This window comes from Vibrio sp. PBL-C16 (assembly GCF_034321865.1).
GTDB lineage: Bacteria > Pseudomonadota > Gammaproteobacteria > Enterobacterales > Vibrionaceae > Vibrio > Vibrio alginolyticus.
Genome location: NZ_JAXLNY010000001.1, coordinates 355,297 through 367,923 on the forward strand (window position 1 = coordinate 355,297; position 12,627 = coordinate 367,923).

Annotated in this window: 14 protein-coding genes; 7 read left to right on the plus strand and 7 right to left on the minus strand. The window is 40.1% G+C overall.

Going from position 1 to position 12,627, the window contains the following annotated elements; genetic code table 11:
• The first annotated feature begins 114 nt into the window (after positions 1 to 114).
• On the plus strand, positions 115 to 1,002 hold the full coding sequence (locus UQW94_RS01470) for a LysR family transcriptional regulator (protein WP_017634152.1): 888 nt from the start codon (positions 115 to 117) through the stop codon (positions 1,000 to 1,002).
• A 77-nt stretch (positions 1,003 to 1,079) separates the two neighbouring features.
• Here the strand turns inward: UQW94_RS01470 and UQW94_RS01475 are convergent, their stop codons facing one another.
• Positions 1,080 to 3,713: a bifunctional acetate--CoA ligase family protein/GNAT family N-acetyltransferase gene (locus tag UQW94_RS01475; protein ID WP_322141936.1), complete on the minus strand. Its 2,634-nt coding sequence runs from the start codon at positions 3,711 to 3,713 to the stop codon at positions 1,080 to 1,082.
• 236 nt (positions 3,714 to 3,949) lie between these two features.
• On the opposite strand from UQW94_RS01475, the gene UQW94_RS01480 reads away from it, so the two are divergent.
• The 4 genes from UQW94_RS01480 (at position 3,950) to yciH (ending at position 6,486) form a co-directional block, all read left to right on the plus strand.
• The gene (locus tag UQW94_RS01480; RefSeq protein WP_005390018.1) at positions 3,950 to 4,519 is read left to right on the plus strand and encodes an SPOR domain-containing protein; all 570 of its coding nucleotides are present in this window, start codon (positions 3,950 to 3,952) and stop codon (positions 4,517 to 4,519) included.
• A gap of 149 nt (positions 4,520 to 4,668) precedes the next feature.
• A complete protein-coding gene (locus tag UQW94_RS01485) occupies positions 4,669 to 5,658 on the plus strand; it encodes a D-alanine--D-alanine ligase (RefSeq protein WP_033907069.1) in 990 nt (329 codons plus the stop codon).
• Positions 5,659 to 5,786: 128 nt separating this feature from the next.
• Positions 5,787 to 6,173: a DUF3319 domain-containing protein gene (locus tag UQW94_RS01490; RefSeq protein WP_005376294.1), complete on the plus strand. Its 387-nt coding sequence runs from the start codon at positions 5,787 to 5,789 to the stop codon at positions 6,171 to 6,173.
• Between the two features lies 1 nt (position 6,174).
• Positions 6,175 to 6,486, plus strand: a complete 312-nt coding sequence (gene yciH, locus UQW94_RS01495) for a stress response translation initiation inhibitor YciH (protein WP_005376292.1) — start codon at positions 6,175 to 6,177, stop codon at positions 6,484 to 6,486.
• 254 nt (positions 6,487 to 6,740) lie between these two features.
• On the opposite strand, the gene UQW94_RS01500 is transcribed toward yciH, so the two are convergent.
• Entirely contained in the window at positions 6,741 to 6,971 is a 231-nt protein-coding gene (locus tag UQW94_RS01500; RefSeq protein WP_236147230.1) for a hypothetical protein, read from the minus strand.
• A gap of 251 nt (positions 6,972 to 7,222) precedes the next feature.
• The gene (locus UQW94_RS01505) at positions 7,223 to 7,573 is read right to left on the minus strand and encodes a hypothetical protein (protein WP_225473052.1); all 351 of its coding nucleotides are present in this window, start codon (positions 7,571 to 7,573) and stop codon (positions 7,223 to 7,225) included.
• Positions 7,574 to 7,654: 81 nt separating this feature from the next.
• Here UQW94_RS01505 and UQW94_RS01510 point away from each other — a divergent pair, with 81 nt between their 5' ends.
• Both UQW94_RS01510 and UQW94_RS01515 read left to right on the plus strand, forming a co-directional pair.
• Positions 7,655 to 8,494, plus strand: coding sequence for a LysR family transcriptional regulator (locus UQW94_RS01510; RefSeq protein WP_258667491.1), 840 nt, complete (start codon positions 7,655 to 7,657; stop codon positions 8,492 to 8,494).
• 296 nt (positions 8,495 to 8,790) lie between these two features.
• The gene (locus tag UQW94_RS01515) at positions 8,791 to 9,003 is read left to right on the plus strand and encodes a hypothetical protein (protein WP_005376260.1); all 213 of its coding nucleotides are present in this window, start codon (positions 8,791 to 8,793) and stop codon (positions 9,001 to 9,003) included.
• Positions 9,004 to 9,093: 90 nt separating this feature from the next.
• On the opposite strand, the gene UQW94_RS01520 is transcribed toward UQW94_RS01515, so the two are convergent.
• The 4 genes from UQW94_RS01520 to UQW94_RS01535 form a co-directional block, all read right to left on the minus strand.
• Complete coding sequence (locus UQW94_RS01520; protein ID WP_239939327.1) at positions 9,094 to 9,483, minus strand: universal stress protein; 390 nt, start codon at positions 9,481 to 9,483, stop codon at positions 9,094 to 9,096.
• A gap of 874 nt (positions 9,484 to 10,357) precedes the next feature.
• Positions 10,358 to 10,519, minus strand: a complete 162-nt coding sequence (locus UQW94_RS01525) for a YoaH family protein (protein WP_005376257.1) — start codon at positions 10,517 to 10,519, stop codon at positions 10,358 to 10,360.
• Positions 10,520 to 10,560: 41 nt separating this feature from the next.
• Positions 10,561 to 11,682 carry a conjugal transfer protein TraF gene (locus tag UQW94_RS01530; RefSeq protein ID WP_213961300.1) on the minus strand — a complete coding sequence of 374 codons (1,122 nt, stop codon included), beginning with the start codon at positions 11,680 to 11,682 and terminating at the stop codon, positions 10,561 to 10,563.
• A 60-nt stretch (positions 11,683 to 11,742) separates the two neighbouring features.
• On the minus strand, positions 11,743 to 12,624 hold the full coding sequence (locus UQW94_RS01535) for a DUF2861 family protein (protein WP_053303637.1): 882 nt from the start codon (positions 12,622 to 12,624) through the stop codon (positions 11,743 to 11,745).
• Positions 12,625 to 12,627 lie beyond the last annotated feature (3 nt).

Here is a 12,627-nt window from a genome sequence, read left to right on the forward strand (position 1 = left end):
GCTATGAGCATTCCTAGTCTTTAGTTATCAATATGTTATATTATTTGTCGTTAGTTCTTGATAAGTTCATCCAAATACAACGAATGTGATGGATATCACATTAAGAGAGGCCATGTGCAGAGTCCAATTACGTTAGAAGCACTCCATATTCTAGATGCTATTGATCGAAGAGGGAGTTTTGCTGCTGCTGCGAATGAGTTAGACAGAGCCCCGTCATCGCTGAGCTATCAAATCCAGAAACTCGAGCAAGACTTAGACATTATTATCTTCGATCGCTCTGGTCACAAAGCCCATTTTACTGAAGCAGGTAAGCTTATTCTTGAAAGAGGAAGAGCCATTTTACAAGCCAGTGAAAAGTTAGTGAACGATGCAACGTTATTGGCGAATGGCTGGGAACTGGATATTACCATTGCCTTTGATGGCATTATTCCTATATCCAATTTTTTCCCGATGGTTGATGCGTTGGCCGAGGTCAGCTCAACTCGAGTCAGGCTGCAAGAGGAGATTCTGGCTGGTAGCTGGGAGTCTTTGAATACGGGGAGAGCTGATTTACTGATTTGCCCATCACTGGATACGCTTCCTCAAGAAGTTAAGTCAGAAAAAATTGGTAAAATGAGTATGTATTGGGTAGCTTCCGCTGATCACTATGTTCACAAGCGTAGTGGTAAGTTTGATGAAGCAGCGCGAGAAAAGTATCGGATTATTGCTATTGCAGATACCGCACGTGAGCAACCAGCGCTCTCAATTAATATCATTCAAAAACAGCCTCGCTTGACCGTCACCAACTTTACGGCAAAAGTAGAAGCGCTAACTGCAGGTTTAGGCATTGGTACATTACCAAGCCAAATTGCACAACCTCTTATTGATAGTGGTGTATTGAAACGAATCGAAGGCACTGAAGAACAGCCGATGGATATTATTTTGGCATGGCGCCGGAACACTATGGGTGAGGCAAAATCCTGGTGTATTCAGTACTTAAAAAAGAATTGGAAACTAAAGTAACAACGTAACTTTTACTTCTTAGATTCCCATTGATTACCGAATGTAAGAAGTAAAAGTCATCGCTAATGCTGCGCTTTTCAATTTAAAGGGAGCACCATATCTGCCGTACCGTCTGCAAACTGGACATCGATCTCAAACCCCAAGTTCTGAGCCAACATCAACATTCCTCTGTTTGTTGGCATGGTCATTCCAGACATTTGCTTTGTGCCTTTAATTTTGCAATAGCTGATTATTTTCTGCATCAGCACTTTGCCTAAACCTTTTCCTTTCAAATCTGAACGAACCAAAATAGCAAACTCAGCGTCACTATTGTCTGGTGTAATCAATGCGCGGGCTACCCCTATGATAGACGGTCCGTCAGTATTAAACGCTACCGCAACAAACGCCATTTCGCGGTCGTAGTCGATTTGAGTAAAGTTTGCCAAAGCCTCATGGTTGAACTCTCCAACTTCAGAAAAGAAACGCTTATAGAGATCTTCTTTCGATACGTTATTAATGAATTGAGCATGCAGCGGCTCATCCTCAGGCAAGATAGGGCGAAGCAGGATAGGTTGGCCATCTCGAAGCGTTACAGTTTCGACAAACTCTGCCGGGAAAGGGCGAATCGCTAGCCGTTTTTGGGCGTCTCCTTCGTATTTACACAGTGTGACATCTGCATCAAGGATGGTTAAATCGCTTCCGGACACTAGCACTGGATGGATATCCAGCTTTTGTATTTCTGGTAACTCAACTGCCATTTGGGAGATACGAACCAAGAACTTCGACAACTCAGTAATATCGAGCGCATCTTTGTGTTTCTGCAGGCGAATCTTTCCAGACTTTAGGGCAACAACGACAAGGTAGCGCGCAAGCGTCATGTTCAAAGGAGGAAGTGCAGCGACGGCATCTTGGGCGATATTCCACTCAGAGCCGCCTTGACCAAGCAAGATCACTGGTCCAAAGACTTTATCTACTGCAATACTAACCCGTAGCTCTTCAGCGCTGCCGAGCTTTGCCATCCCTTGTACCAACAGCCCATGTACATTGGCGGAAGGGTAACTGAGCTTTACGGTATCTAAAATGGATAGCGCTGCGTTGGAAACTTCTCGACTGTTTCTTAAATTTAGAGCGACACCGTGAACATCAGATTTATGAGGAATGTCTGGAGAACGCAATTTAACCGCAACAGGATATCCAATATTTTCTGCCATATGAACGGCTTCAATGTCGTCAGATGCAATCCACGTAGGCAAAACGTTAAACCCGAACAGCTTAAATAATGGGCTGGTTTGATGCGTATCCAAGGTGACTGTGTTTTTATCCAGTAGTCGTTCGTTTACCCATTCTTTTGCTGAACTCACACTTCCAGAATGTAATGGCTCTGCCGTCGTTGGCGTTTCCATTAGTTGTTTCTGGTTTCGTCTGTATTCGACCAAGTGCATGTATGCTACAACCGCACTTTCAGGTGTTCTATAGGTTGGAATGCCTGCTTGAGTAAAGGCCAGTCGCGCTTCTCTCGACGTTTGTTCTCCTGACCAGTTGGTCAAGATATTAAAATGCTTATGCCGAGGGTGAGATTTGATGGCATTAATAACGACTTGAGCAGTTTCAAGAGGATCAGAAACAGCAGAAGGACTATGCATAATCAATATCGCATCTGCACAGTCGTTATTCATCAGTGCGTTAATGGTATCAATATAGCGTTTTTGGGTTGCGTCACCAGACAGATCAATTGGATTTCGAGCACGCCAGTTGGATGGAAGTACTGCTTGTAATTGCTCAATGGAAGCGTCATCAAGCGTTGCGAGTTGGCCACCACGTTCAATCAAAGTATCAACGGACATAACAGCAGGGCCGCCGCCATTGGTGATGATCGCTAAACGCTCTCCACGAAGTGGCACAGAATGCGTGAGTGTTTCTACCGCGGCAAAAAGCTCATGCGTATTGCTGACTCGTAACATACCAGTTCTGCGAATAGCAGAATCGTAAATTACGTCAAGTGTATCTCCGTCTTGCTGCTCAAAAGTATTCATCTCTTTAGAGCGGCCCGCTTTTAGCACCAATATACGTCGGTTACGTGAAGCGGCGCGCGCAGCAGACATAAATCGGCGAGCGTCTTGGATATTATCAACATAAAGCAGAATAGCTTCAGTGTTTCCATCCATACTCAAATAGTCGAGCAAATCTGCAAAATCGATATCTTGTCCGCGCCCAATCGAAATGAACGAAGAAAAACCAATGTTCTTATCATTTGCCCAGTCTAAAACCGTGGTACAAACCGCCGCGGATTGTGAGATGAAAGCAATTTTTCCGGGTTTAGCTGCAACAGGGGAAAACGTGCAGTTAAAATTGTGCCAAGGAAGGATGATACCTAAGCTGTTTGGGCCTAAGACTCGAATGTTCAATGATGAGATATCTAAAGGGTTAGGGTCATCAGAGATAACAATCGCAAACGGTGTGCCTCTCTCATCTAGCTCTTTAAGCAATTGCTCGTTACGTGAAACGTTCGTACACAAAATTGCAATATCTGGCGTATAGGGCAGGGAAGCTACATCAGGGTAAGCGATCACGCCAGATACGGCTTTATATCGCGGCGTTACTGGCATAATCGCGCCACCAAATCCACTTTGTAGAAGGTTGCGCATCACAACATGTCCTGCTCGCAATGCTTTTTGAGATGCCCCAATAACGGCCACAGAGTTGGGTTTAAAGAGTTTATGTAGTTTATTCATGCTGACTCCTGGCCGTTTGTAAGTCACGTTGGCTTCTCGGTTTCATATCAATCATAAACGAATAATTTACTGATAAAACATCTTCAGACCAGACATTGCAGAAAATGTGTACGATGCTTATGGAGTTTGTGTTATTCATCACATCAAAATCACAGATTATTGTATTTGATGCTTGATAAACGGCCCTGCTATCGGCATGATTTATCGTAATATTTATCCAGAGCATTTGTTACTTCATGAAAAAAATCGCAATCATCGGCTTGTCAGTTCTGCTTTCTGCTTGTGCATCTGAAACTTACATCACGGATGTGACCTCAGAAAGTTACCGAGAGGACTACAAATCAGATCGTATCTCTAAACCAATTATGGCGTCTGAAAACGCTGTAGTAGAAAAAGACGTACAACCAACTGTTGTGAAAATGACGGCAAAGCCTGAAGAAAAGAAAGTAGTCAAGCTAACGCCAAAAGAGCAGGCGAAGCCAGTTAAGATCGTACCACCAAGTAAAAAGCAAGCTGGCATTCAACGATTCGGCTATACCATTCAAGTCGCAGCTGTGGGTAGCCAAGCTAAAGTCGATCAGTTTGCAAATAAGCTGCCACAGAACGGTCAGCCAATTTGGGAAAACTACAAAGTTGTAAACGGTACTAAGTGGTTCTCAGTTTTATACGGAGACTACGCAACAAGCGCAGAAGCCAAGCAAGCGATTTCGACTTTGCCAGCTCAATTTCAGCAGTTAAGACCATTTGTTAAAAGCATTGATGCAATCAAAAACTCAGCTTACCCAACGCTTAACAAATTAAATTAACACATCAAATAAGGGAGCGAATAGCTCCCTTATTTATTTGCTCAAATCCTATTCGAACAACATTCCTCACATTAAAATTACTGTACGTCACACTTCAAAGGTTTATCATAATAAATAGTATCTTTTGTAGGTCACGGAAAGATGGATTCATGATTAAAAATATTCTTTTACTATGCGGCGGTGGCTCTTCTGAGCACGAGATTTCATTATTGTCTGCAAACTTTGTCGAACAACAACTAAATCTTATTGAAGACGTTCACGTTACACGCGTAGAAATAAAAAACGAAGGTTGGATGACCAACCAAGGTGAGTTGGTTTACTTGGATCTCAATACCAAGCAGTTGTGCTCAAGTGAATCTAATCAAACCATTGATTTCATCGTGCCTTGTATACATGGTTTTCCTGGCGAAACAGGCGACATTCAATCTCTGTTTGAAATCGCAGGTATTCCTTATCTTGGCTGCGGGCCAGAAGCGAGTAGCAATAGTTTCAATAAAATCACATCTAAGCTTTGGTACGACGCTATTGGCATACCCAATACGCCATACTTATTCTTAACGCGAAACGATGAAGAAGCTCACGTTCAAGCTCATAAAGCCTTTGAAAAGTGGGGAAAAGTTTTTGTTAAAGCCGCTCGCCAAGGTTCTTCCGTTGGCTGTTACAGTGTCACAGAAAAAGACAAGCTTTCTAATGCAGTAAATGATGCTTTTGGGTTTTCTGACCAAGTGTTGGTTGAGAAAGCAGTAAAACCTCGAGAACTTGAAGTTGCTGCATATGAGATGAATGGCCAACTACATATCACTAAGCCAGGCGAGGTCATCGCGCCTGATGGTGCTTTTTACTCGTACGATGAAAAGTACAGCAGTTCAAGTCACTCGCTCACAGAAGTTGAGGCGAAGAATCTAACTCAAATACAATTAGATTCCATCCAACACGCGTCAGAGACGGTATTTAAACAAATGAATCTTCGTCATTTATCTCGTATCGACTTTTTCCTAACGGAAGATGATGAGATTTACTTAAACGAAGTAAACACATTTCCAGGAATGACTCCGATCTCAATGTTCCCTAAAATGCTTCAAAACAACGGGCACAAATTTCATGAGTTCTTGGAAGATTGTATAAACAGTGCAAAGTGATTAACGTTATCGAGACGCGTTTTATGATACAAGTTGTTTTCTAGAGCAAGGATTATTCAAGCCGTATTTGAATATTGCTCAGTAGCAATTATGATTATATCAACGCATTAAACAGATGACTCAGTGGTATGGCGATTTCAAATTATAGAGGTTTTAACCTGCAGTCAGTCGGATCAGATGGCAGTGTTTGGAAGGTTAAAATCAAGAACCACGTTTTACAGGGCAGTTTGACGGCGGTAAAGAAAAGCATTGATTGGTGGTGTGACACCGCATCGATTATTGATCCCAAAGAGTTTGCTTCACTCGGACAAAGAGTGCAGCAAACTGGTGTTGCAAAATCAGAGGTCTTTAACGGCTATACTATTCAAAACGATACAGGCCAACCTAACTCTTGGTACTGTATGTTTAATGGTAAACTGATTAAGGGCAGTAAAGCCGCTATTCAACGCCATATCGAAGCTTATTTGGTTGCAAAGCAAAAAGCGATGCAAGCTCAACAACAAAAGAAACAATAGAATGACTCTGGTGTATTCAACAGAAACCGGTCGAATTAAACCGGAAGAAGAAAAAGTATCTCGCCCTAAAGGCGATGGTGTTGTTCGGATTCAGCGCCAAACGAAAGGCCGTAAAGGTAAAGGCGTATGCATTGTTACAGGTTTAGACTTGGATGATGCACCTTTAAAGTTATTAGCGGCAGAACTCAAAAAAGTCTGTGGCTGTGGTGGCTCTGTAAAAGATGGCAATATCGAGATTCAAGGTGATGCTAGAGACAAGATCAAGGCACATCTTGAAAAGAAAGGCATGACAGTCAAATTAGCCGGTGGCTAATTTAATATTTCCAGTAAACAAAAATGGCGTCTAAAGAAATAGACGCCATTTTTTATAAGTTGCTAATTGAAGAGCAAGCAATCGTAGATTGATAGATTGATATTAGCTATTTTATGGTAAATAACCATTATGTTTAATGCTCACAGTAAGGCCCTTAAATTTAAAATCTGCAGGGGAATAGGAGCATACTCAGACAACATTTAGCGTACGGCGATATACAATTTAACATAATATACATAATGCGAACTTAAGGGTTAGAAGATTAGCATTGGTGAAGTCAGTTTAGTTACACCGTATTTGGCTGTTGCTGCTTTGCAAGCCTCATCAGCTGTCTTGTATGGACCGTGAACTTCGATTTCACCACAGCGACAACTTGATAATAACCAGTCATCAACTTTAAAACCGTGTGGCTGATTAAGTTCCTTCATTGTATCTTGGGTTACGTTCAACACAGTACACGTTGGTTCTGCGTCTTGCTCATTCAATATGAGTCAACATGGACACGCATTTGCTTAACCCAAACGTATAAGTACTAGATTACCTTTATAGGAACAAGGAATCTAACAGATGTAAACTCTCTACTTTTCAATCTATACCTAGATCTTTCTTCATATGCTCACTCAACTCGTTAGTGGTTCTTACATTAATCTTATGTTTGCAATGATGGATTCTCAACTCTTCACCAAATAATTTTACTAGTGATTTGGTATACAAAGCACAAATATTATTTATTATTCTATACAATGTATCTTTCTGATAAACAGATCTTTTCGAATTTTGTATTGCAGTCTTCATATTTAAATATCCTCACACGTTTAACTTTATAATTTAAAGAGTCAATTTCAACTTTTATTATTACTTTTTCCGATATAGAATGAGTCATTATCAATGATGCACAATCAAGAATTAAATCACCCGAATCCAACTTAGTAATTTCACGAGACAAATTTTTTATTTTTAAATCTTTATTTTCTATATTTAATCCGATTGAGTTAATTTCTTCAGGATATTGGTTTAACTTAATATCCAATATGGTTTTATTAAGATAGTAGTCTGCCATTATTTCATGGCGGCTTTTAAATATCATTGTCCCCCTCCGATGATGCAAGTTATACTTTCCCACCAGTTAAAAGACAACGTGACTCAGAGTTGCAAAAAGGTAACAATCATGGAATTGATGAACAATGAGCTGATCTGCTTTGCAGCCATTTGTAAACACCTCTCTCTTACATCGGCATCAAAAGAACTTGGAAAGTCTAAAGCTCAAGTCAGCAGGCAGCTAGCAGCATTAGAAAAACAACTTGGCGTAACACTCGTCCACAGAACAACAAGGAAACTCGTTTTAACTGATCATGGCGAAAGCATTAGAGAGCTTGCTATCAAGACGTTAGAGAGTTTGCACGAGTTAAATTACAGAGCTAGCTCGTTGAGTGAATGCATTGATGGAAAGTTTAAAATCACAATGCCCAACTCTATAGCCTCTTCTATTTTTGGTTCTGTTCTTAAAGACTTAAAAGAACGATATCCAAAAGTTGATTTTGAAATATCGTCAAGTAACAATGTAGAAAATTTATTAGAAAGCAATGTAGATTTAGCGATTAGGCTTAATAATGTTATTGATGACACTCTTATTGCACATAAAATTGGTGATTATAGTGATGTTTTGATATCTAGGGTAAGTAATGCCAACAACAAAACACTATTAATCTACAAACATCATTCGAATAAGGAATCAATTAAAAATCAATATACTGATGTTATCGAAGTTGATAACACCTCTATTTTAATAAACTTTGTTTCTGAGGGAGTTGGGGTTGGTGTCATTCCAAACTATCTTATTAAAAGTAACTATATAGACAAAAACATCCGAATATCGCAAACTTTTGATATAGAACGTTCTATGTATATTGCCTACCCTTATCAAAACCCTTTGCCAAGAAAGCTAGCTGAGATATCTACTTTTATTAGGTCTGAGTTATCACAAGTATTGAAGAGTGAGTCATTTTAGGGCGGTTGTTCAGATTTAGAATTTTGCGTTGTCTACTCAACTAGGCCTAACGCTAATCTTTGTAACATATTGTTTCAGCGGTATTTATTAACACCCCCATCTTTATGCTTGCTATCACAATGTGAGATGCTCTGCCGTCTTGTTATCAAGGTTTTGCGTGGAATAAATCACGTGGGGTAAACGTTAGATTGACTTACATTAAAATTTTCATCAAAAGCAACTTTATATAAAATTGATTTCATACCAATCTATGTGTATCTTCTACCCATATCCCCACAATAACCAAGGAGAATGCCATGGATAAGCTACTCGCGTCTGCATTAGAAATTAAGCAGCGAACTATGGTGACTGGCTTTTTTGCTAGAAATGGATTCAAAATCGCTATGACCGATTTTGATGATGTCACTTTTGAGCGAGAAGGCGTGCAAGTTAACGTACATTTTGATCTGCAGTCAAACGCGGAGTCTGCATCTGTTTTATCTCATGAGGCATCAATCATTCCTGGCTAAAAACTTTTATTATCACCGATACACCAAGCCGAACATAAACGTTCGGCTTTTTAGTGACAAAAAATGATGAGTGCGAACAAGAGGTGTCGATCACTCGTCTAAATAGACGATTAATAAATCAGCTTCAACTTCGTTCACAACCTTTGGTATCGATGAAAAAAAGCGACTCAATAAGTTGTGATGATGACCACAGACAACTAAATCTATCCCCTCTTTTTTGACGATTCCCGATAGTTTTATATGAAGATCGCCGATTACTACCATGGTCTCGTTTACTGGGTATAAGCATTTATCAGCGAGCTCTTGCAGCCTTCTTTCCAATTCTTGCTCTTCCTTCGCTTCCATGACTATGCGATCAACATCTACGTAAACAAATGAGAGTTTGCTGCTTGAGTTATCTACTTGCATTATTGCTTTTTCGATAACTGCTTGGCTAGATTGAGATAAGTCGACAGCAACCAAAACGTGCTTATAACCCATCATTCCTCCCTAGGTTAGTTTTTGTTCTCATATTAAGTCTAGTCCACATAGAGCGAACACAACATCAAAACTACTGCTACATGATAGTTAAAGGAGTTTAGTGTAAAACAGGCAAATAGTTTTCATTGCAACCTTGTTGCTTCCTCTCATCCAAAGATCAACGATGTTTTTCCAATTTCTTCTCTAATTATCGGACTATTTAACAGGAAGGATGCCAGAAAACATTACGTTGTAACACGCGTTACTACTCTTGATTTCTACTACTCTTGAGGTTTCATATTACCCACTTCAACGTCGCCTAGTTTAGTAAAACTACTTTAGATTAAGCATGCTCAATATGTAACGCTCCGCTCAAATCCAGGAGACGTATTTCGGCTAAAAAAAGCAGCTCAATGAGATGAATTTCGCTTCATCTATTACATATGTCTGCGAGTGCTTACTGTTCTTATATCGCTTATTTAATAACTCTAGTTGAATTATCGCTATAAGTTACGGTGTCTCTTTTTTCTTTTTTTAGCATAATCTTCTGCCTGAGAACGAGGCCCTCTTGGACTTTGTAATTAAATTACAAGATCAATCGCGACCAATATGGTTGGCAGATTAAAATACCGTGGTAAACAATTGATATAATTGAGTTTAATTTATAAGTTCTTTAAAAAACGCCTAATTACCTGCACTATGCAAACCAAGGTTAACATAATGAGGTAAAATTTTACCAACTTACTATTTAGTCTTAAAGGTAATTGAACAAGATTAAAATCATATAGGTATAGTAAATTGTAGTTACAGCGTAACCAGGGTGGTATTTGGGAATGTAGAGGAATAGAAAATAGAAAGGCAAAAAAACAGGGCGTATGCCCTGTCCATGAATTGATTAGTTTTGTTGCTGTTGTTTTTCTGCGTACTCAGATCGAATCCGTTCGGCAACAATTTTGATAGCTTCTGCAGTACTTGTGCCCTTCGCCATCAATTCTTGAATTCTCTCTACAGCTTGTTGTTGCTCTTGGTGAGATAGAGGGGGTAAATCGTCAAACATAAAAAGCTCCTCATTTTGAGGAGCTGACTATAACGATTCGATTAATAGGTAGCAAGGAAATTAATGGATGCACCCATAGCGTTCTCGTTTGTGTACTGAGCTGCGATATCCAATTCGAACAACTTAAGTGGAGACAATCCGATACCAGCAGTAATGGTTCCTTCGTCATTACTTCGAGCTAAGTTCTTCATATACCCTGCTCGTAATGCCATTTGACGCAAAATATCAAATTCAATACCGGCTCGAATCATTTGCGTATTATCATCAAAGGATGAAAAACGTTTTTCTTCGTTAAGATCGTAGTCAACACTCATCGTAAAGTAATCGGCAACAATCCCTGCCCCAACGGTGTATACAGGACGCATGCTATATTCGTATGATTTTATCGTATCGCTGCCATACTCGAATGATTTTGTTTTAACGTCTCTTCCGATCAAATTTTTCGCTGAAATACCGAGACGATATGGGCCAAAGAACCAAAGTGCGCCGGCGTCTAAGTTAAACATCGTTTCCGCGGTCTCATTTTCACGTAAGTCTTTAGTATCAAAATTCTGAAAACTCGTGGCGTATGAGTATGTGTATATACGCTGAAGTTTAGGAGTAACACCAAAAGAAAGGTGTTGGTTCATGAAATTAGTGTATTTAGCAAGTGAAATACCTGCTTCAGCCACGCCAATAGAAACACCTTGTACATAGCTATCATCTAATGGATTAGTACCTGAGGTATCAACATTTGGTTGTACGAATGATTCAGTGTATAGCTTACCGTATGCAGTTGCAGATAAGAATTTGTTGGGAATACCAATGGCAACGACACCACCAAGATCAAAGTCTGTCTTTTTCCCATCGATAGCATCCATCGATTTTTTGATTTCATCGACGTCTGTCAATTTGCTGATGCGTTCGATCTCATCAACTAGATCATATTGATCATCGTAGCTGCCACCAAAACTTGGCACGATCATGCCTGCATCGTCATTTCGGCGATAAATCGCAGTAAGAGCGGGGTTGAAAAAAGGCGCAGTTAGATAAGTTGCTGATACGGTACCAACGCCACCCATTGCATCACTACGAGCCTCTATCGCATAAGTAGCAGCAGAAGCAGCATTAGCGAAAAGAATAGTAGCAACAGAAGTGGCAAGAATTTTATATTTGTTTTTCATACTACACTTGTGATTTTAGTTCGTCCTGAACCTTTATCGGCACAAGTAGTATTTCTTTAACTATTCTTCCTGGGAAAGATCATAGGTTCGGCTAATAGTTTGAGCCTGCTCAACAATTATATCGCCCTGCCAACGGCGACTATTGATACTTACCGCCAATACGTATCTATCGTTTGGGACACCCGCTAGCTCCAATGAATTTGGATAGTTAGACTCGTAAGTCTTTTTCCACATTTGCTCGTACTGGCCATCAATGTAGTCATACAAACCGACTTCAAGTTGCGGTAATGGACAATGGGGATTACGAAGTGCGCTCTTTTCTACTTTCCAATTCTCTTTAGATGTCCAACGAACATATTGAGAAGAGTTTGAATCTCCAAGTATTACCCAAGTTCGATACTCTTGTTTATCAGTAGAAACAACGGTTAAGTGATATAAACCAGCTTCAAGCTTACCGGTTAAGTTATAGCGTTTCGAGTAACTACGCTCGTTGGCAAGTTCTGTCCCGTTCGGCTGTTGTTCATAGCTGAATGAACTGTCCGCGGATATAGAATCATCCACCCATCGATTAAATGAAATATTTTCGATGTCAGTTGTAGCTCTTAGCTTGATTACCAATCTAAATGTATCTCGCCCAGGGCTTTGAATAGTCTGACGAATAACGTTCACACCACTTATCCAATCAGGCAGCGTTACACCAGTGAGAGCCTTGCCACAGTTTTTAGATAGTGACTGACCAAGAAGATCATTAAGGTGAGGAGTCAAATCTTTACTTGGTTCCGTTTGCCAGAGTTCAACAAGAGAGTTGAACATACCCGCAAGATCATCTTCAAGTAAGTGTTGATGTGCCTGTGTTAAAGGCGTGTTAGTTTGAAACCAGTCCATTGCATGGACTGGTTTCACTAACGCTAATGAGAGAACTACAGGGAGTAGTATTTTCATTAC